This is a genomic window from Kitasatospora sp. P5_F3 (assembly GCF_054049135.1).
In genome coordinates this window covers 1-18,636 of record NZ_JBFUMY010000005.1, presented here as the reverse complement: position 1 = coordinate 18,636, position 18,636 = coordinate 1, and the positions used below count along the sequence as shown (strand labels likewise).

19 protein-coding genes are annotated in these 18,636 nt (G+C 73.0%); 9 read left to right on the top strand and 10 right to left on the bottom strand.

What is annotated here, in order from left to right:
• The first annotated feature begins 32 nt into the window (after window positions 1–32).
• From ACXJMZ_RS03415 to ACXJMZ_RS03405, 3 genes are read left to right on the top strand one after another with little or no spacing between them, the layout of a single operon-like run.
• Window positions 33–1,571 carry a S8 family peptidase gene (locus ACXJMZ_RS03415; protein WP_457028465.1) on the top strand — a complete coding sequence of 513 codons (1,539 nt, stop codon included), beginning with the start codon at window positions 33–35 and terminating at the stop codon, window positions 1,569–1,571.
• A gap of 20 nt (window positions 1,572–1,591) precedes the next feature.
• Window positions 1,592–2,854, top strand: a complete 1,263-nt coding sequence (locus ACXJMZ_RS03410) for a hypothetical protein (protein WP_457028464.1) — start codon at window positions 1,592–1,594, stop codon at window positions 2,852–2,854.
• Window positions 2,855–2,908: 54 nt separating this feature from the next.
• Complete coding sequence (locus tag ACXJMZ_RS03405) at window positions 2,909–3,322, top strand: PaaI family thioesterase (RefSeq protein ID WP_457028463.1); 414 nt, start codon at window positions 2,909–2,911, stop codon at window positions 3,320–3,322.
• A gap of 346 nt (window positions 3,323–3,668) precedes the next feature.
• On the opposite strand, the gene ACXJMZ_RS03400 is transcribed toward ACXJMZ_RS03405, so the two are convergent.
• Window positions 3,669–4,091 (bottom strand): CBS domain-containing protein, encoded by a 423-nt coding sequence (locus ACXJMZ_RS03400; RefSeq protein WP_457028462.1) that lies wholly within the window; start codon window positions 4,089–4,091, stop codon window positions 3,669–3,671.
• 29 nt (window positions 4,092–4,120) lie between these two features.
• The gene (locus ACXJMZ_RS03395) at window positions 4,121–5,005 is read right to left on the bottom strand and encodes an SPFH domain-containing protein (protein ID WP_457028461.1); all 885 of its coding nucleotides are present in this window, start codon (window positions 5,003–5,005) and stop codon (window positions 4,121–4,123) included.
• A 79-nt stretch (window positions 5,006–5,084) separates the two neighbouring features.
• On the opposite strand from ACXJMZ_RS03395, the gene ACXJMZ_RS03390 reads away from it, so the two are divergent.
• A complete protein-coding gene (locus ACXJMZ_RS03390) occupies window positions 5,085–5,810 on the top strand; it encodes a uracil-DNA glycosylase (protein WP_457028460.1) in 726 nt (241 codons plus the stop codon).
• Between the two features lie 4 nt (window positions 5,811–5,814).
• Here the strand turns inward: ACXJMZ_RS03390 and ACXJMZ_RS03385 are convergent, their stop codons facing one another.
• The 3 genes from ACXJMZ_RS03385 to ACXJMZ_RS03375 form a co-directional block, all read right to left on the bottom strand.
• The gene (locus ACXJMZ_RS03385) at window positions 5,815–6,609 is read right to left on the bottom strand and encodes a CHAD domain-containing protein (protein ID WP_457028459.1); all 795 of its coding nucleotides are present in this window, start codon (window positions 6,607–6,609) and stop codon (window positions 5,815–5,817) included.
• Between the two features lie 100 nt (window positions 6,610–6,709).
• Window positions 6,710–7,183, bottom strand: a complete 474-nt coding sequence (locus tag ACXJMZ_RS03380) for a GNAT family N-acetyltransferase (RefSeq protein WP_457028458.1) — start codon at window positions 7,181–7,183, stop codon at window positions 6,710–6,712.
• Window positions 7,184–7,207: 24 nt separating this feature from the next.
• Window positions 7,208–7,612, bottom strand: coding sequence for an ankyrin repeat domain-containing protein (locus ACXJMZ_RS03375; protein WP_457028457.1), 405 nt, complete (start codon window positions 7,610–7,612; stop codon window positions 7,208–7,210).
• Window positions 7,613–7,859: 247 nt separating this feature from the next.
• Here ACXJMZ_RS03375 and ACXJMZ_RS03370 point away from each other — a divergent pair, with 247 nt between their 5' ends.
• The 3 genes from ACXJMZ_RS03370 (at window position 7,860) to ACXJMZ_RS03360 (ending at window position 10,387) form a co-directional block, all read left to right on the top strand.
• Complete coding sequence (locus ACXJMZ_RS03370; RefSeq protein WP_057238163.1) at window positions 7,860–8,054, top strand: hypothetical protein; 195 nt, start codon at window positions 7,860–7,862, stop codon at window positions 8,052–8,054.
• 108 nt (window positions 8,055–8,162) lie between these two features.
• The gene (locus ACXJMZ_RS03365; protein ID WP_457028456.1) at window positions 8,163–9,770 is read left to right on the top strand and encodes an FtsK/SpoIIIE domain-containing protein; all 1,608 of its coding nucleotides are present in this window, start codon (window positions 8,163–8,165) and stop codon (window positions 9,768–9,770) included.
• A gap of 242 nt (window positions 9,771–10,012) precedes the next feature.
• A complete protein-coding gene (locus ACXJMZ_RS03360) occupies window positions 10,013–10,387 on the top strand; it encodes an RNA polymerase-binding protein RbpA (RefSeq protein ID WP_057238166.1) in 375 nt (124 codons plus the stop codon).
• A gap of 109 nt (window positions 10,388–10,496) precedes the next feature.
• Here ACXJMZ_RS03360 and fxsA read toward each other — a convergent pair whose 3' ends face one another.
• From fxsA to ACXJMZ_RS03335, 5 genes are all read right to left on the bottom strand, one after another.
• Entirely contained in the window at window positions 10,497–11,063 is a 567-nt protein-coding gene (gene fxsA, locus ACXJMZ_RS03355) for an FxsA family membrane protein (RefSeq protein WP_457028455.1), read from the bottom strand.
• Between the two features lie 86 nt (window positions 11,064–11,149).
• Window positions 11,150–12,763, bottom strand: a complete 1,614-nt coding sequence (gene lnt / locus ACXJMZ_RS03350) for an apolipoprotein N-acyltransferase (protein ID WP_457028454.1) — start codon at window positions 12,761–12,763, stop codon at window positions 11,150–11,152.
• Window positions 12,764–12,857: 94 nt separating this feature from the next.
• Window positions 12,858–14,465: an amidohydrolase gene (locus tag ACXJMZ_RS03345; protein WP_457028453.1), complete on the bottom strand. Its 1,608-nt coding sequence runs from the start codon at window positions 14,463–14,465 to the stop codon at window positions 12,858–12,860.
• Between the two features lie 52 nt (window positions 14,466–14,517).
• Window positions 14,518–14,958, bottom strand: coding sequence for an Lrp/AsnC family transcriptional regulator (locus tag ACXJMZ_RS03340; protein WP_457028452.1), 441 nt, complete (start codon window positions 14,956–14,958; stop codon window positions 14,518–14,520).
• 509 nt (window positions 14,959–15,467) lie between these two features.
• On the bottom strand, window positions 15,468–16,631 hold the full coding sequence (locus tag ACXJMZ_RS03335; protein ID WP_057238174.1) for an acyl-CoA dehydrogenase family protein: 1,164 nt from the start codon (window positions 16,629–16,631) through the stop codon (window positions 15,468–15,470).
• 218 nt (window positions 16,632–16,849) lie between these two features.
• On the opposite strand from ACXJMZ_RS03335, the gene ACXJMZ_RS03330 reads away from it, so the two are divergent.
• Both ACXJMZ_RS03330 and ACXJMZ_RS03325 read left to right on the top strand, forming a co-directional pair.
• Window positions 16,850–17,443, top strand: coding sequence for a uridine kinase family protein (locus tag ACXJMZ_RS03330; protein ID WP_457028451.1), 594 nt, complete (start codon window positions 16,850–16,852; stop codon window positions 17,441–17,443).
• 297 nt (window positions 17,444–17,740) lie between these two features.
• A partial coding sequence (locus tag ACXJMZ_RS03325; protein ID WP_457028652.1) for a tetratricopeptide repeat protein occupies window positions 17,741–18,636 on the top strand: 896 nt, incomplete at its 3' end.

Below are 18,636 nucleotides of genomic sequence, written 5' to 3'. Positions count from 1 at the left end.
CTGGAGCGTAAGCGCTGACGGGAGGCCCCGCGATGACCAGCAGTCCCGGCGGACGAGCCGACTCCCCGACCGGCCAGGCCCGGGTCGACCAGCCGGGCGTCGCCCGGGACGCGGTCAGCCCGATGCTCCAGGTCGGCCTGCCGCCGGAGCGGCGCAGCGAGGTCGTCCCGGTCCTGGCCGAGAACCGCAGCCCGGTGCTGGTCGAGCTCAACCTGACCCGGGACGCGGAGACCGAGCAGACCCGCGCCGACTTCCTGCAGCTCTTCCGGGCCACCTTCCCGCGCCTGCCGGAGCCGGTCCCGGTGGCCGCCAGCTACGTACGCTGCGTGCTCAGCCCACCCGAGATCCAGCGCCTGCTGGAGCTCGACCGGGACGGTACGCCGACCGTCTTCCGGGTCTGGCCCGACTACACCCTCGACGCCCACATCGACCGCTCGGCCGCCACCATCAAGGCTGACGCGGTGTTACGCGCCTACGCCGCCACCGGCCAGGGCATCGTCTGGGCGGTGGCGGACAGCGGGGTCGACGCGCAGCACCCGCACTTCGCCGACGGCACCCTGACCGGCCCGACCGCCGGGCTGCACCGGGACTTCACCGCGCTGGTGGCCGGCGGCCCGCAGCCCGATCCGCCGGAGTCCCCGCTGACCGACCCCGCCGGGCACGGCACCCACGTCGCGGGCATCATCGCGGGCGGCCTGCCCGCCCGGGTGCCACCGCTGATCGGCCAGGTCGAACTCACCGGCGGCGGCCTGCCCGAGTGGCACACCCGCACGCTGGACGCCGGCCGCGCGCTCACCGGCATCGCCCCGCAGGCCGGACTGGTCAGCCTCAAGGTGCTGGCCGAACGCGGCCCCGGCCTGGTCACCTCCTCCAGTGCGGTGATCCAGGCGCTCTACTACATCCGGGAGAAGGTCAACACCGGCGGCCGGCTGCTGGTGATCCACGGCGTCAACCTGAGCCTCGGCTGTGCCTGGGACGCCCGCGAGTACGCCTGCGGCCAGAGCCCGCTCTGCCGCGAGGTCAACCTGCTGGCCGCCAGCGGCGTGGTGGTCGTGGTGAGCGCGGGCAACGGCGGCTTCGCCGGCCGGCTGCCCGGCGAGGGCGGCGCCGACAACCGCGCCGTGCTGGCCACCATCACCGACCCCGGCAACGCGGACGGCGCGATCACCGTCGGCTCCACCCACCGCGACCGCCCGCACGAGTACGGCGTCACCTACAGCTCCTCCAAGGGCCCGACCCTGGACGGCCGCCTCAAGCCCGACCTGCTGGCCCCCGGCGAGCGGATCACCTCCTGCGCGACCGGCGAGCTCAGGACCCAACTCGCCACCCTGTTCCCGCCGGACGCCGATCCGGCCACCCTGCCGACCTACGTGGAGCAGAGCGGCACCTCGATGGCCGCCCCGCACGTCTCCGGCGCGATCGCCGCCTTCCTGTCGGTCCGGCAGGAGTTCGTCGGACGCCCGCGCGAGATCAAGGAGCTGTTCTGCGCCAACGCCACCTCGCTCGGCCGGGACCGCTACCTGGAGGGGCACGGCCTGCTCGATCTGATGCGTGTGATGTCCAACGTCTAGTACCGAGGAGTGAGTTGACCATGGCTGATCCGATCGCGGGGCTCCCGTACTGGGAGGTCAGGTTCGACCAGGACGGGCACCTGCTGGACGACGACGGCCTGGTCGCCGGACTGCCCGGCACCGGGGTGAGCGAGCTGTTCGTCTTCTCGCACGGCTGGAACAACTCGGAGACCGGTGCCCGGGAGCTCTACGCCTACACCTTCGACGAACTCTCCCACCAGATCGGGCAGTTCGCCCCGGCCTGGCAGGGGAAGGTCGGCGTGGTCGGCATCCTCTGGCCCTCACTGCTCTTCCCGGAGGACGCCCCCGACACGCCCTCCACGCCCTCCACCCCCGCCGAGCTCGCCATCGCGCTCGCCCCGGCCTTCGCCCCGCCGCAGCAGGCCCAGCTCGCCGAGATCACCGCACTACTGGCGCAACAGCCTCAGGAGCCGGTGCAGTTGACGAACTGTCACCGCCTGGTGGCCGAGCTGGTCACCTCCCCGGCACTCGCCGAGGAGGACAAGGGCCAGCAGGCGGTGCTGACCAAGCCGACCGGCGAGGTGTTCAGCGCACTGGCCGGACTGGCCAGCGAACAGGGCGACGCCCAGGGCTTCCCCAACCCGTTCAAGGTGCTCTGGCACGGCGCCCGCGAGGCCCTGCGCACGGCCAGCTACTACGAGATGAAGAACCGGGCCGGCGTGATCGGCCGGGACGGCCTCGGTCCGCTGCTCGGCAAGGTCGCGGGCAACGGCCTGCGGGTGCACCTGATGGGCCACAGCTTCGGCGCCCGGCTGGTCTCCTTCGCCCTCCCCGGCCTGCCCGAGGGCATCGGCAGCCCGGTCGCCTCGCTGCTGCTCGTCCAGGGCGCCTTCTCGCACTTCAGCTTCGCCGCACCGATCCCGGTCGACCAGGGCCACCACGGCTTCCTGGCACCGTACTTCGACCGGGTGGCAGGCCCGCTCCAGTCCACCTTCTCGCTCGGCGACCGAGCGGTCGGCTGGTGGTACCCGGCCGCCTCGATGCTCAGCAACGAGGACGACCAGGCCGCCTCCGACCTCACCTACCGCTGGGGCGGCATGGGGCACGACGGCTTCCAGCAGGACGGCGCCGAACAGTTCGACCTCAAGCCCGCCGGGACGGCGTACCCCCTGCAGGCCGGGCACTTCTACCGACTGCGCGGCGACGAGATCATCGCCGAGGACCAGTCCCCGTTCTCCGGCGCCCACAGCGACATCAGGCACCCCGAGGTGGTCTGGCCTGCCCTGGCCGGCGCCACCACCGGCGTACGACTCGCCGCCTGACCCGCCCGGGCGGGGTGCTGGCGCCCGGGCCAACTCGGGCGCCACAATGGCCCGGTGACTCTCACTCCCGCCGAGGCGGACAAGATCCTGGCCGACAACTTCGCCCCCTGGGTGCAGGCGCTCGGCCTCTCGGTCACCGAGACCGGCGACCGCCACGCCGTACTCCGGCTCCCCTGGTCCGACCAGCTCGCCCGCGAAGGCGGCGCCCTCTCCGGTCAGGCCCTGATGGCCGCCGCCGACACCGCGAGCGTCATCGCCGTCTCGGCCGCCCTCGGCGCCTTCGGCCCGATGACCACCGTCCAGCAGAACATCACCTTCCACCGCGCGGTGCTCGGCGCCGACGTCCTGGTCGATGCCCGCCTCACCAAACTCGGCCGCCGCCTGGCCTTCCTGGACATCACCCTCACCGCCGAAGGCACCGAATCCCCCTCCGCCCGCGCCAGCACCGTCTACGCCTTCCCGGGCTGACCGGCAGAAGGCCCCACGGCTCGCTCCGCCCCGGCGCCCGGCGGCGGACGGTCGTGGTCGGGCCAGACGGTGAGGTGGTCGCGTTCCAGCACCAGCCGCACGCGGTCCGCCAGGCCCAGCGACCGGGTGACTCCTGGACCGTCAGCGCCGGGACCACTTGACGGTCGATCGCGGCGGCAGCCGGGTCGGGCCGGTCGGCGACCGCCTCGGGCAGTGCCATCCCCTGCTCCCCCCGGCGCCCCTCCACACCGGAGGGGCGCATGCCACGGGATCACTTGCGGGACAGAGCTGACGTTCTGTCACAGCAGCCAGAGCATGGTCTATACCAATCTGAGCTCCGAGGGTTTCACTCCGCGCAGATCGTCGTCACGAACTCCGCCACCCGCTCCTGCGGCATCCCCCGCGCGATGTCCGCCTCGCTGATCATCCCGACCAGCTTGTGGTCCGGGTGATTGATCACCGGAAGCCGTCGCACCAGGTGCTGCTCCATCACCCGCAGCACCTGCTCGACGTCCTCGTCCGCCTCGACCACCATCGGCCTGCCCTGGGCGAGTTCGCCGGCCGACACCGTGCTGGGGTCCAGGCCCTCCGCCACGCACTTGAGCACGATGTCGCGGTCGGTGAGGATCCCCAGCAGCTTCTCGTTCTCCCCACAGATCGGCAGTGCGCCGACGTCGCGTTCCTTCATGATCCGGGCCGCGTCGGCCAGCGTCTGCTGCTCCCTGACGCATTCGGCTCCGCTGTGCATGATGTCACCTGCAGTGGTCATCGTCCCGCCTCCTGACCTCGGTCTTCCTCTCATCCTGGGCCGCCGTCCGGGGCCCCGCCACCCAGCAGCGGGTGGGCCAGCACCTCCTTGAGGTCCGGGAGTTCGAGCTGCTCCACGTTCCGTACCGCGCTCGGCGGCGGCTCTTCCGCGGCCTCCGCACGGCGGGTCGCACTGTCCAGGAACCGCAGCAGCTCCACCGGGAAGGGCAGCACCAGGGTGGAGTTCTTCTCCGCCGCCACCTCCACCACGGTCTGCAGCAGCCGCAGTTGGAGCGCGGCCGGCGCCCGGCTCATGACGGTGGCCGCCTCGGCGAGCCGGGCGGAGGCCTGGAACTCACCGTCCGCGGTGATGATCCGGGCCCGCCGTTCGCGCTCCGCCTCCGCCTGCCGGGACATCGAGCGTTTCATCGACTCGGGCAGCGCGACATCCTTGATCTCCACCCGGTCGATCTCGATGCCCCAGCCCAGCGCCGGGCTGTCCAGCATCAGTTCGAGCCCCTGGTTGATCGGCTCCCGGTTGGCCAGCAGGTCGTCCAGCTCGCTCTTGCCGATGATCGAACGCAGCGAGGTCTGTGCCACCAGCGAGATGGCGAACTCGTAGTCCTGCACGTTCACCGCGGCCTGGACGGGGTCGACCACCTTGAAGTAGACGACCGCGTCGACCCGCACCGTCACGTTGTCCCGGGTGATGCCCTCCTGGGCAGGGATCGGCATCGTGATGATCTGGACGTTCACCTTCTTCATCCGGTCCACCGCCGGCATCAGGAAGGCCAGCCCCGGCTGCCGGATCTCCTCCCGCACCCGGCCGAACCGGAACACCACCCCGCGCTGGTACTGCTGCACGACCCGCACCCCGAGCCCGCCCAGCACCGCCGCCAGCAGGAACACCGCCAACAGGACGTCAAGAACGATCATCGCCGCCACCTCGGGAACCCCTGACCGTACGGACCCGTCATCAACGCTACTCCGGCACCGCCGTCCCTAGGATTGACGCATGGACCCCGCGCAGGCCCACCTCCTCCCCGACCTCGCCACCCTGGACCGGGTGGTCACCGAGTGCCGGGCCTGCCCGCGCCTGGTCGCCTGGCGCGAGGAGGCCGCCCGGGTCAAGCGCCGCGCCTACCAGGACTGGGACTACTGGGCCCGCCCGGTCCCCGGCTTCGGCCCGCCGGACGCCGCGCTGCTGCTGGTCGGCCTGGCCCCCGCCGCACACGGCGGCAACCGGACCGGACGGATCTTCACCGGCGACCCGTCCGGCGACCTGCTCTACGCGACGCTGTACGAGCTCGGGCTGGCCAACCGGCCCACCTCGGTGGTGCACGGCGACGGGCTCGAGCTGTACGGCGTCCGGATCACCGACCCGGTGCGCTGCGCACCGCCCGACAACAGGCCGAGCACCGAGGAGCGGGACACCTGCCGCCCTTGGATCACCCGGGAGTTGACCTTCCTGCGGCCCACCGTCCGGACCGTGGTCGCGCTCGGTGGCTTCGCCTGGCAGGCCCTGCTCCCCGCCCTGGCCGCCGCCGGCTGGCAGCTCCCCCGCCCCCGCCCGGCCTTCGGCCACGGCGCCCGGGTCACCCTCCCCGCCACCGACGGCGGCCCCCCGCTCGAACTGCTCGGCTGCTACCACGTCAGCCCGCGCAACACCTACACCCGCCGTCTCACCACCCCGATGCTCCGCGACCTGCTCGCCGAAGCGGCCCGCTCGGCCGGTCTCTGAACCGTCAGTGCGCCCGCAGCAGCCGCTCCACCTGCTCGGGAGAGCACCCGACCGCCAACTGCCGCGCGTACAGCACCCCGTACTCGAACGGGTGCGCCGTCCGCGCCAGCTCCCGCAGCGCCTGCCGGGCGACCACCGCATCCTGGTGCGCCCCCAGCACCTCCTGCACCGCCTTCATCCGCGCCGTCAGCCCCGCCGCCCCCGCCGTCTCCCCGAGGTAGCGCGCCCGCTTGGCGGCCTTCCTGGCCCGGTGCAGCGCCACGTCCTGCGCCGCGCCGGTGAGACCCCTGGCCGCGGCGAGCCGCCGGGCCACCCGGCGCTCGGCCTTCCGCGCCAGCCTGCGGTACGGCGGCAGGCCGGTCCCGTCCGGCGGCCGGGTCGACAGCTCGCCGAGCTCACCCAGCAGGGCCCGGTACCAGGCACTGTCCAGCGCCGCCAGCACCTCGGGCCGGGCCGCCACCAACCGCTGCTCGGCCCACCGCTCCAGCTCGGCCGCGATCAGCCCGGGCTCGCACTCCGCGGGCAGCTCCCGGGCCTCGGCCACCAGCGCCGCCCCGAGCACCTCGGCGTCCCTGGCCGCCCCGAGCGCCTGCCCCAGTCGCCGGAGCGCCTCCCCCGGCCCGTCCGGCCCGCCGTACTCGCGCAGGGCGCTCCGCAGCCGTCGGGAGGCGACCCGCATCCGGTGCACCGCGTCCGGCGCATCGGCCCGGACCAGCGGCTCCAGACCCGCCAGCACCACGGTCTGCCCGGCGATCCGGGCGGCCAGCAGCTCGCCGGTCGGTGGGCGTCTCTTGGGCATCCCGTCACCTCCGCACGGCTTCCAGGCTATGCCCGGCCCGGAACCGACACAGCGAAGCCGGGCCCGTACGGGTCACGGGCCCGGCTCCACACGTGCACGGTCAGCCGAGCTGCTTGCCGAAGCAGAGGCTCTCCGGGGAGTCCCGGTAGAAGCCGAACTTGGTGATCGGCAGGTAGCCCTCGGAGCCGTACAGCGCGATCGCCTCCGGCTGCTCGGTGCCGGTCTCCAGGATCATCCTGGTCAGCCCGGCCTCGGCGGCGGCCTGCTCCAGGTGCCGCAGGACGGTCCTGGCCAGGCCCCGGCCCCGGGCGCTCGCGGAGACGTACATCCGCTTCAGCTCGGCGTCGCCGTCCCGGACGTCGTCGGGCCCGGCCTGCTTGACCCGCCAACCACCGCAGGCCACCGGGACCTCGTCCAGGTAGCCGACCACGAACAGCCCGGCGGGCGAGTCGAAGTGATCCGGGTGCATCACCGTCTCATCGGCCCCGCCGTACCGCTGGACGTACTCCTGCTGAACCTCGGCCGCGAGCTTCTCCGCGTCGGGGTGACCGTAACCGGTGGTGCGTATCTCCATGGTCGCCAAGCCTAAGGCTGCAGCTCAGCGCTGTTCGAACCGGGCCACCAGGTCGTCCTTGCCGAACATCCGGGCCGTCTCGATCGCGGTCGGCGCACCGGCGCGCGGGTCGGCGTTGCCCGCCAGCAGGGCGTCGATCACCTCGGCCTCGCCCTTGAAGACGGCTCCGGCCAGCGGGGTCTGGCCCCGGTCGTTCACCCGGTCCGGGTCGGCGCCGTGCGCCAGCAGGACGCGGACCGTCTCGGCGTGGCCGTGGTACGCCGCCAGCATCACCAGGGTGTCGCCCCGGTCGTTGGCCAGGTCGGCCGGTGCCCCGGCGTCCAGGTAGGCCGTGAGCAGCGCGGCGTCGCCGGTGCGGGCCGCGTCGAAGAGCTTGCCGGCGAGTGCGATGACCTCGGCGTCCGGGGTCTTGGGTGCGGAGTCGGCCATGACTGGGCCCTCTCGGATCGGGTCGGTAGTGCCGTACCGCACCGTAGCGGACGACACGTGGTGGGGATGGTCGAGCGGCCGTTCGGGCGAATTTTGCCGCTCGTATACGCCCCAGGCAGGCGGTTCGGTGAGATCCACCCGTTTGCCACGTTCCATCATCTATTACTTTTTGTCACGATTAGGGCACTTTCGGTTACGCCTTTTTCCATATTGCGTCCCCGCCGTCCCCAGATCGAGGAGCAGTCGCGTGATTCTCTCCATCTCCGGCATCGTCCTGTTCGGCACCATCGCCTTCCTCTTCTTCCGGCGAGACGGCCTCAAGATCTCGCATGCACTGGTGTGCGCGCTGCTCGGTTTCTACATCGCGGGGTCCTCGATCGCACCCAGCATCCAGGCGGGCGGCGCGAGCCTGGCCAGCCTGCTCGGCGGCCTGAAGTTCTGACGACAGCACAGACCCTCTGTTTCGGCTCCGGCCCGGGTGCGGATCCCAACCGCCCCGGGCCGCACGCAACCCCAAACCCGTCCCGAGCTGCCCGGGGAGAAGTCCCGAATGTCCCTGACCCGCCATCTCAGCCGCGGCCGCGACCTGGCCCGGACCGCAGGCGACCACGCCTCCGACATGTTCGCCCCGCTCACCGTGATCGGCCGCGGCCTGCGGCGCCACTCCGAGTGGATGAAGGCCCGCTGGGCCGCCACCCCGAAGGAGCGGCGCGGTCCGACGATCTTCCTCACCGCCGCCGCCGTGCTAGGCGTCTTCCTGCTGCCGAACGGCCCGCTGCTCGCCCTGGTCGCCCTGATGGCCAGCGCCGCCTGGGTCGGCCGCTCCCCCAAGGCGCCGCCCGCCGCACCCGAACCGGACGCCGCCGACCTCAAGCTGACCGCCCTGTACGCCGCCCTGACGCCCTATCTGGCCGCCCCCGAGGAGCTGAACCCGCTGTACGGCCCGGAGGGCCGCTACCAGGACGCGTTCAGCGCCTGGGAGTTCGACGAGGGCCGGCTGGTCACCCTCGACCTCGGCTATCCGGCGTACTTCACCGACACCGAGCCCGCCGCCCGGGCCCGGGTCGAGCAGGTGATCCAGGGCAAGGCCGGCCGGTCCAGGGAGTACCGCTTCGACTGGGACGAGGAGTCCAACCGGCTGCGGGTCACCGCGCTCGCGCCGCTGGCCACCGACATCGCCGCCCAGCCGTTCGTCACCACCCCCGGCGAGATCGTGCTCGGCTTCACCGACAGCCACGGCAGTCGCCGCACCATCCCGGTCACCCAGAGCAGCGGCACCGTCCAGCAGCCGCCGGTGGTCTGGCGCACCGGTGCCCGCTCCTCCGAGCCGCACCTGCTGGCGCTGGGCACCGCGGGCTCGGGCACCTCCACCCTGATCCGCTCGATCGCCCTCCAGGCGCTGCGGCACGGCGACCTGATGGTGATCGACGGGGCCGGCACCGGCGAGCACGCCTGCCTGGTCAACCGGCCCGGCGTGCACACCGTGGAGACCAGCCTGCACGGCGCGCTGGCCGCCCTGGAGTGGGCCGCCCAGGAGACCGAACGGCGGCTCACCGCCCTGAACGCCGCCCGCCACCACGGCGTGGCCACCCCCGAGGACGTCACCCGCCCGCTCTGGCTGCTGCTCGACCACCCCACCGAGCTGACCGAGCTGGCCCACGCCGAGGGCCGCCCCGACCCGCAGGAGCTGCTGGAGCTGCCGCTGCGGCACGGCCGGGCGGCACGCGTGACGGTGGTGGTCGCCGACGACCTGACCGCCTACGACCGGATCTCGCCCACCGTCCGGGCCACCACCCGGGCCCGGGTGGTGCTCGGCCCGGTCACCCCCGGCGCCGCCGAGGCCGTCCTGGCCGGCCCGCTGGACATCACCCCGGCCACCCGGACCCCGCCCGGCCGCGGCTACGCCCGGATCGGCGCGACCGAGCCGGTCCGCCTCCAGGTGCCGGTCACCGTGGACCCGCTGGACGACGAGGCGCCGGCCGCCCACCGGGAGGCGGTGATCACCCTGTTGCCGCACCGGGACACCAGGACCGAGGCCTCCGCGGTCGACCTGAAGGCCGAGCCCGCCACCCCGGCCGGCACCCCCGTCGGCACCCCCTCCGGCACCCCTGAAATGCCGAAAGAACCCCCTGCGGTCCGCCCGCGTCCGGTCTGGTGACCCAACAGCGGTAAGCTGGCGCGCCACCCGTAGCCGGGGTCGCTCTCCGCACATTTAGTGACACACAGGGTGATAAATCCATTCAGATGTGACAAATCGGGCGACGATGGGTACAAACAGTGGCGGTACGACAGGCGACGCATGTCCCCGGACGGGAATCTTCGTCGGCGGTCGAGCGTTGACCGATTGACGATGACAGCGACCACTAGTCCTGTGGGCCATAAGCCCTGGAGGCACGATTCATGAGCGAGCGAGCTCTCCGCGGCACGCGACTCGGGGCCACTAGCTACGAGACCGACCGTGGAATTGATCTGGCTCCCCGCCAGACCGTTGAGTACGCATGTCAGAACGGACACCGATTCGAGGTTCCTTTCTCCGTTGAGGCGGAGATTCCCTCGGCTTGGGAATGCCGTTTCTGTGGCCAGGAGGCCATGCTGCTGGACGGCGATGTGCCGGAGGAGAAGAAGACCAAGCCGACGCGCACCCATTGGGACATGCTGATGGAGCGTCGGACGAGGGAGGAGTTGGAGGAGGTCCTGGCAGAGCGCCTGGCCGTACTCCGCTCCGGCGGGATGAACCTCGCGGTTCACCCTCGCGACACCCGCAAGAGCGCCTGACCCCAGGCCGCCCCAGGGCGGCGACCGAACCCGAAGGGGCCCGAGCTTCTCCCGAAGCCCGGGCCCCTCGGCTTTTCCCGATTCGGCTACGCCGGCTACGACCGCAGCCTCAGCCGCTGATCGGCGGCCGGTGGTCGGTGTCAGGACCGGACGGCTGAGCCGGGTCGACCACCTCGCCCTGGATCACCTTGCCGTCGGGGCGGTGGATCCGGATCTGCTCCTGCAGCCGCACCGCGTCCGCCAGCGGGCCGGCGCCGACCGGCGAGGTGGAACGCAGCGCCGTAGCGGCGAACCGGCGGCCCAGCGCCCGCCAGAGCGCCCGGGTCGGCGGGAAGATCAGCGAGAGCCCGAGCACGTCCGACATGAATCCGGGCAGCATCAGCAGCACGCCTGCCAGCACGGTCATGCTCGTGCCGGTCTGCGGCTGCTGGGACTGCGGCTGCCTGCTCTGCTCGATCGCCGCCGAGATCGCCTTCGTCCCGGCCCGCTTGATCAGCCAGCCGCCCAGCAGCAGGCCGCCGAGCAACAGCAGCAGGACCGCGAACCAGCTGGTCGCCGAGGCGACCACGGTCAGCAGCCAGATCTCCAGCACCAGCCAGGCGGCGATCAACAACGGCAGGACCCGCCGCACCCGGCCGCGCGGTGCCGAGGGGGCCGGGGGAACTTGCTGGCTCACGGTACGAATCCACTCCATCGTGGTGCCCGATCCACCGCCCGACCGGCTGATCCGGTCCGGCTACTGGGCACCACCAGGCATAACGACTAGGACTCGGCCCGTGTTCCAGAGCTCCGGCGACGGCGGAACCCGTCCAGCACCACCAGGCCGCAGGCCAGCAGCCCGCCCATCGCGAGCACCCACTCGGGGGCGGCACCGACCCGGTCGGCCAGCGTCCGGCCGTCCCGCAGCGGGACGACGGCGCTCAGCTGAGCTGCCGTCAGCTCCTCGGTCTGCTTGGTCACCGTGCCGTCCGGCGCGACGATCGCGCTGATCCCGCTGGTGGCGGCGATCAGCACGGCCCGGCCGTGCTCGACCGCACGCAGCCGGGACATCGCCAGTTGCTGGTCGGGCTGGCCGCTGTTGGCGTAGGTGGCGTTGTTGGTCTGCACGACCAGCACCCGGCCGCCCTGGTTCACGGTGTCCCGGACGATCTCGTCGTACGCGACCTCGAAGCAGATCACGTCGCCGATCCGGGCCGGGCCGAGCTGCAGCACGCCGCTGCTCGTACCGGGGAAGAAGTCCCGGGCGACCTGCTGGAGCCGGGTGATCACCTTGGACAGCTGGTCCCGGAACGGCACGTACTCGCCGAACGGCACCGGGTGCTGCTTGGTGTACGAGGCGCCGGGGCCGGTCTTCGGGTCCCAGACGATGCCCTGGTTGAGCACGTGCTGCTCGTCCGGGCCGTTCACCAGCGCGCCGACCAGGACCGGGACGCCGATCGCCTTCACGGCGGCGTCGATCCGCTCGTACGCCTCGGGGCTGGTGAACGGGTCGAAGTCGGAGGAGTTCTCCGGCCAGATCACCACGTCCGGGCGTTCGGCCCGGCCGGCCGCGACCTCGGCGGCGAGCAGCTCGGTCTCCCGGGCGTGGTTCTTCAGCACGGTCATCGGGGTGCCGAGGAAGTGCATGCCGGGGTTGGGCACGTTGCCCTGGATCACCGCGACCTTGACGGTCTCGGCGGCGGCCGTCGGGACGGGCACCAGGTACCCGGCCAGCAGCACGGCCACCGCGCCCGCCCCGGCCAGTGCGGCGGTCGGCAGCGAGCGGCGCGGGCCCCGGCGCAGGCGCAGCGCGGCCCAGGCCAGCAGGGTGCCACAGAGCGCGACCGCGAAGGTCACCAGCGGCGCCCCGCCGAGGGCGGCCAGCAGGGTGAAGGGGGTGGCGGTGTTGGCGAAGGCCAGCCGGCCCCAGGGGAAGCCGCCCAGCGGCAGCCGGTCCCTGGCCCACTCCTGGGTGACCCAGAGGCAGGCCGCCCAGACCGGCCAGCCGGGCAGCCGCGAGGTGGCGGCCAGGCCGGCGCCCAGGGCCGCCATGAACAGCGCCTCGATCACCGACAGGCCGATGGTCGCGTCCGTGCCGATCACCCGCAGCCACCAGAGCAGCAGCAGGAAGAACGGCAGCCCGAACGCGAAGCCGGTCCACGCCCCCTGACGGGCCGTCCGCCCCCGGGTCAGCAGCGAGAGCCCGGCCACCCCGAGCAGCGAGAGCGGCCAGGCGTTGTACGGCGGGAAGGCCAGTGCCAGCAGCAGACCGCAGAGCACCGCCAGCCCCGTCCGGGGCAGTCCGGCGACCAGCCGGACGGGCCGCCCCGCTCGGGGGGCGACGGGCTCCGGGTCGGGTGCCGTCACGGGGTGCTCCTGCTCGACGGGCAGTGCCATCTGCGCACCACCTCTCTGTCTGTGCAGGTCCATCCTGATTCGGAAGACGGTACCCCGGATCCTCGACACCCCGTCGCCCAGGGTCGGGAAGGTCTCAGCCGGTGAAGACGGTGCGGCCCCGGACCACGGTGCGGAGGCAGACCGGCAGCGGCTCGCCCGGGGTGAGGTCGGGCAGGCCGGGGGTGCCGGAGCGGGGGTCGGTGGACCAGCCGGCCACCCGGGAGTCGGGGGCCTGGACGACCAGGTCGCCGGCTGCCCAGATGGCGAAGCTGGCCACCGCGCCGGGGACCAGTACGCCGTCCTGGTCCCGGCCGATCGCCCGCCAGCCGCCCCGGGTGTGGGCGGTGAAGGCGGCCCGGACCGAGATCCGGTGCTCGGGGGTCCGGTGGAAGGCGGCGGCCCGGACGGTGCCCCAGGGGTCGAGCGGGGTGACCGGGGCGTCCGAGCCGAAGGCCAGCGGGACGCCGGTCCGCAGCAGCGCGGCGAAGGGGTTCAGCCCGGCGGCCCGCTCGGCGCCCAGGCGCTGGGCGTACATGCCGTCGGGGCCGCCCCAGGCGGCGTCGAAGGCGGGCTGGACGGAGGCGGTCAGGCCGAGCTCGGCGAAGGCGGCGACGGCCTTCTCGTCGAGTGCCTCGGCGTGCTCGATCCGGTGCCGCCGGGCCCGGACCCGGTCCAGGCCGACCCGGTCGGCGGCGGCCCGGACACCGTCCAGGACGGCGGTCAGCGCCGCGTCGCCGATGGCGTGGAAGCCCGCCTGCAGGCCGGCCTCGGTGCAGGCGGCGACGTGGTCGGCGACCTGCTGGGCCGTCAGATAGGCGGCGCCGGTGTGCTCGGCGTCGGTGTAGGGGGCATGCAGGCAGGCGGTGTGCGAGCCGAGTGCGCCGTCGACGAAGAGGTCACCGGCCGCGCCCAGCGCGCCGAGGCGGCGGGCGGTCTCGACCCCGGCGGGGGCGAGTTCGCCCCAGTAGCCGAAGACCTCGGGGCCGGTGCCCTCGGCGGCCAGCGCGAGCAGCTCGGCGAAGTCCTGCTCGGAGGAGATGTCGGGGCCAGCGCTCTCGTGCAGGGCGCCGATGCCGAGCGCGGCGGCCCGGGCCAGCGCGGCCTGCTGAGCGGCCCGGCGCTGAGCCGCCGTCAGGTGGGCGAGGGCGGCGCGGCGTACGACGTGGTGGGCGTCCCGGCTGAGCGGGCCCTCGGGGTGGTACCCGGCGCGGTCGGCCAGACCGTCCGTCAGCTCCCGCAGCGCGGTGGAGGCGAGCGCGGAGTGCACGTCGGTGCGGGACAGGTAGAGGGCGGCGCCACCGGCGGCGGCGTCCAGCTCGGCGAGCGTCGGCGGGCGGCCCTCGGGCCACTTGGTCTCGTCCCAGCCGTGCCCGATCAGCACGCCCTGCGCAGCGGCGGCGAAGGCGGTGACGGCAGCCAGTGCCTCGGCCAGCGAGGGGCAGCCCGTCAGGTCGAGGCCGGTCAGCGCGAGGCCGGCGGAGGTGGCGTGCACGTGCGCGTCCACGAACGCCGGGGTGACCAGCGCGCCGTCCAGTTCGATCACCTCGTCGGCGGTCGCCGCGTACGGTGCGGCGGCGCCGTCGCTGCCGACCCAGGCGATGTGTTCCCCCTCGACCAGCATCGCGCTGGCGAACGGGTCGACGGGGCTGTAGACGGAACCGCCGCGCAGCAGCACGGTCCGAGGGGTGGTGGATGCGCTCATGAGGCTTAAGTCTGCACCCGTACGGACCGGCCTCGGTCCGCGACCCCCGGGGCTAGAGCTTGGGCGGCCGCGCCTCGTACGGGGTCGAGAGCACCACCGTGGTCCTGGTCGACACCCCGGCCGCGCTGCGGATCCGGGCGAGCAGGTCCTCGAGGTCGCCCGGGGCGCCGACCCGGACCTTCAGGATGTAGTTCTCCTCGCCCGCGACGCTGTGGCAGGCCTCGATCTCCGACAGCCCGGCCAGCCGGTCCGGGGTGTCGTCCGGGGAGCTGGGGTCGAAGGGTTTGACGGAGATGAAGGCGGTGAGCGCCAGATCGACCGCGTCCGGGTCGATGATCGCCGTGTAGCCGCGGATCACCCCGCGCTGTTCGAGGCGGCGCACGCGTTGGTGCACCGCCGAAGTGGACAGGCCGGTGGCCTTGCCCAGGTCCGTGTAGCTCATCCGGCCGTCCTCCAGGAGCAGCTGAACGATGCGTTGGTCGAGATCCTCCACAGTGCGCAAACCTACTGCCCCGCAACCCCCGCTGCCGACCACGGGGTGGCGGCCGGGGTCAGGGGGCGCACGCTCCGGCACATGCCGCGTGAATGTGGCGAGCGCCACATGACGTGCATCACACTGCGTCCGAGTGCAGGGTTATGAGGCCCCGTCAGCGGGAAATGGTGCTCTTGGCCAGGGCCGACGTCGGCCGGGCCCGATCCGAGGGGGATCACATGCCTGCTGCCGAACAGCCCTCCCGCACCGTTGCGGAGGACGACGAACGCTTCGACCTCGACGACTTCCCGGGGGTGGACCCGGGCGAGATGGAGACCTGGGACATCTTCCGGGTGCACTGCCCCGAGTGCGACCGTCCGATCGCCCTGCTGGGCGACGAGGAGCAGCTGCCGCAGCACGCGGTGCTCCCTACCGCCTGGCATCCCTTCTCGGCCGCGCTCTGCGCCGGCACCGGCGCCCCGACCGAGGACCTGACGGAGTGCGACTCGATCGAGCACGCCGACCTGCGGTCAGCGGCCGGTCAGGTGACGGCCGATCACCAGGCGCTGGATCTGGTTGGTGCCCTCGACGATCTGCAGCACCTTGGCCTCCCGCATGTACCGCTCGGCGGCGTAGTCCTGGGTGTAGCCGTACCCGCCGAGCACCTGGACGGCGTCGGTGGTGACCGCCATCGCGGCGTCGGTGCAGAACAGCTTGGCCATCGCGGCCTCCTTGGAGAACGCCATCCCGGCGTCCCGGCGGCGGGCCGCCGAGAGGTAGAGCGCGCGCCCGGCCTCCACCTTGGTGGCCATGTCGGCCAGCATGAAGGACAGGCCCTGGAACTCGGCGATCGGGCGGCCGAACTGCTGCCGGGTGCCCGCGTACTCGACCGCGAGGTCGAGCGCGGCCTGGGCCACCCCGATCGCGCAGGCGGCGATGCCCAGGCGGCCGGAGTCCAGCGCGGAGAGCGCGATCTGGAAGCCCTGGCCCTCCTCGCCGATCAGGCGGTCGCGGTCCACCCGGACGCCGTCGAAGTGGATCTGGGCGGTGGGCGAGCTGCGCATGCCCATCTTGTGCTCCGGCGGGGCGGCCGACAGACCGGCGCTGTCGCCGGGCACCAGCAGGCAGCTGATGCCGCGGGCGCCGTCCACACCGGTGCGGGCCATCGTGCTGTAGAAGTCGGCGTGCCCGCCGTGGGTGATCCACGCCTTGGTGCCGTTCACCACGTACTGCTCGCCGTCCAGGTCGGCCCGGGTGCGCAGCGCGGCGGCGTCCGACCCCGACTGCGGCTCGGAGAGGCAGTACGCCCCGAGCTGGTCGCCGCCCAGCATGCCGGGCAGCCAGCGCTCGCGCTGCGCGTCGGTGCCGAAGGTGGCCAGCGCGTGGCAGGACAGCGTGTGCACGCTGACCCCGAGCCCGACCGCCAGCCAGCCGGCCGCCAGCTCCTCCAGCACCTGGAGGTAGACCTCGTACGGCTGCCCGCCACCGCCGTGCTGCTCCTCGTAGGGCAGCGAGAGCAGACCGGCCTCGCCGAGGGTGCTGAACACCTCGCGCGGGAACCGGCCGGCCGCCTCGTCCTCGGCGGCGCGCGGCTCCACTTCGTTGCGCACCAGGTCCCTGGTGAGGGCGAGCAGCTCCCTGGCCTCCTCGCTGGGCAGCTGGCGATCCACGGGCTTGGCAGCGGCGGGGGTCATGACGGTACGTCGCCTCCTCGGTCGGGCGCCGCCCTGGGGGTTCGGGTACGGCACGGCAGGGTCTGCCCGGGCGGCACCGGATTGCGGTGAACGCCCGTTCACTGGGCTTGGCGATGTGAGTATGCCCGATACCGGGCGCGCCGTCACGGTCCGGTTCGGCACATCACTCGAGCACCCGTGCCACAACGTCGGACCCGGCCCGACCGTAAAGTGGGGCGATGACCCGATCCGAGCTGATTTCGCTGGCCGCCGAGCTGCGCGCGCTGCCGCCGTCCTGCGGTCCGGTGCGGCTGGTCGCGGTGGACGGGCACGCCGGCTCGGGGAAGACCACCTTCGCCGCCCGGCTCGCGGCGGCGCTCGACGGGGCGCCGGTGGTGCACCTGGACGACCTGGCCACGCACAGCCGGCCGTTCGGCTGGACGGAACGGCTGCGGACTCAGCTGCTCGACCCGCTGAGCCGGGGCGAGAGCGCCGAACACCAGGTCTACGACTGGGTGTTGGGGCGCTTCGCAGGCAGCCGCCGGGCACCCGCCGCGCCGGTGGTACTGATCGAGGGGGTCGGCGCCGGGCGGCGTGAACTCCGCCCCCTGCTGGCCCGGTTGATCTGGCTGGAGCTGGACCAGCCCGCCGCCCGGGCGCGCGGCGAGCGGCGGGACGGACCGGAACTGGCCGAGTTCTGGGAGGGCTGGAGCCGCGCCGAGCTCGCTCACTTCGCAGCCGACCCGAGCCGTCCGTACGCCGATCTACGGGTGCACGGAGTCACCGGGCGGATCGTCCGGAGCACCCACGGTGAGCCTGCGCGACGCCCTTGACCTGGGCAGTCGTCAGGACTTAGGTTCTGCTCAGCGCGAGATTAGTTGATCGCGCAACATTAGACGCGGCACCTCCGACTTGTTCCCCCGTGAGCCGGAGGTGCCGTTCTTCGTGCCCCAACCACCGCCCGCACGGCCGGATTTGACTCCGCGCGGCACCCTTCCGGATCAGCCCGCCGCCGGTACGATTCCTGTCAGGGGGTGCCTTCGGTGCACACGGCGGGGGGCTGAGTGACAGTGGACAGTTCCGGTACGGCGGGGCCCGAGCGGCTGGCCGACCGCGCCTGGCTGCGCGCCATGGACGCGTACGCGGCCGGGTCGTACGCCCGCGCGGAGGAGGAGTTCCGCACCGCGGTCGAGCTCGACCCGGGCATGGCCGACGCCTGGCTCGGCCTGCACGCACTGCGCTGCGACACCTCGGGCGCGTTACTCGCCATGCACCGCCACCAGAAACGTTTCGGTGAGCAGCGGGCCAAGCACCAACGGCCGCTCAGTTCCTGGTTCTGGCTGGGCTGGTGGGTCCAGCCCGTGCTGGAGGACGGCCGCGACCTCGCGCTGGCGCACGCCTCGCACTGGCTGGACGGCCGGCACCTGGCCGAGCTGGACACCGCGCTGACCGGCTGCCCGCAGCCGGAGCAGGACCCCTCGGTCCGCTTCCTGCACGCCTGCCGCTCCTACCTGCTCAAGGACTGGGAGCAACTCATCCGGGACACCGACCAGTTGCTCGACGACCAGCTGCTCGGCATCGAGGCCGGGCTGTTCGCCGGGATGGCCCGGGTCCGGCTCGACATGTGCGCCCAGGCCCAGCACCCGCTGGCCTCCTCACTGGCCCGCTGCCGGTCCGAGCAGCCGCAGCGCAAGGAGCTGCGCTACTGGCTGGCCCGCGCCTACGAGGGCTCCGGGCGCAGCGCCGCCGCGCTCCCGCTCTACCGCGCGGTGCACCGGGCCGACCCCGGCTTCATGGACACCGCCGCCCGGCTGGCCGCGATCGCCACCGAGGACGGGGTACTCGACGTGCTGGTCCCGGTGGACGACAGTGGCGGTGAACTCCCCATGCCCGACGAGGACTTCCTCCCGTTCTTCGAACCCGAGGAGACCCCGGCCGCTCCCCCGGCCGAGGCCCCCGAGCGCACCCCGCTGCCGGTCCGGGCCGAGGCGCCGGCCGCGGTCGGCCCGGCCGACCGGTCCGGGCC

Coding starts and splice junctions, on each gene's coding strand:
- ACXJMZ_RS03415 (WP_457028465.1), top strand. CDS start 33: ATGACCAGCAGTCCCGGCGGACGAGCCGACTCCCCGACCGGCCAGGCC.
- ACXJMZ_RS03410 (WP_457028464.1), top strand. CDS start 1,592: ATGGCTGATCCGATCGCGGGGCTCCCGTACTGGGAGGTCAGGTTCGAC.
- ACXJMZ_RS03400 (WP_457028462.1), bottom strand. CDS start 4,091: ATGACCACTGCAGGTGACATCATGCACAGCGGAGCCGAATGCGTCAGG.
- ACXJMZ_RS03395 (WP_457028461.1), bottom strand. CDS start 5,005: ATGATCGTTCTTGACGTCCTGTTGGCGGTGTTCCTGCTGGCGGCGGTG.
- ACXJMZ_RS03390 (WP_457028460.1), top strand. CDS start 5,085: ATGGACCCCGCGCAGGCCCACCTCCTCCCCGACCTCGCCACCCTGGAC.
- ACXJMZ_RS03385 (WP_457028459.1), bottom strand. CDS start 6,609: ATGCCCAAGAGACGCCCACCGACCGGCGAGCTGCTGGCCGCCCGGATC.
- ACXJMZ_RS03380 (WP_457028458.1), bottom strand. CDS start 7,183: ATGGAGATACGCACCACCGGTTACGGTCACCCCGACGCGGAGAAGCTC.
- ACXJMZ_RS03375 (WP_457028457.1), bottom strand. CDS start 7,612: ATGGCCGACTCCGCACCCAAGACCCCGGACGCCGAGGTCATCGCACTC.
- ACXJMZ_RS03365 (WP_457028456.1), top strand. CDS start 8,163: ATGTCCCTGACCCGCCATCTCAGCCGCGGCCGCGACCTGGCCCGGACC.
- ACXJMZ_RS03360 (WP_057238166.1), top strand. CDS start 10,013: ATGAGCGAGCGAGCTCTCCGCGGCACGCGACTCGGGGCCACTAGCTAC.
- lnt (WP_457028454.1), bottom strand. CDS start 12,763: ATGGCACTGCCCGTCGAGCAGGAGCACCCCGTGACGGCACCCGACCCG.
- ACXJMZ_RS03345 (WP_457028453.1), bottom strand. CDS start 14,465: ATGAGCGCATCCACCACCCCTCGGACCGTGCTGCTGCGCGGCGGTTCC.
- ACXJMZ_RS03335 (WP_057238174.1), bottom strand. CDS start 16,631: ATGACCCCCGCCGCTGCCAAGCCCGTGGATCGCCAGCTGCCCAGCGAG.
- ACXJMZ_RS03330 (WP_457028451.1), top strand. CDS start 16,850: ATGACCCGATCCGAGCTGATTTCGCTGGCCGCCGAGCTGCGCGCGCTG.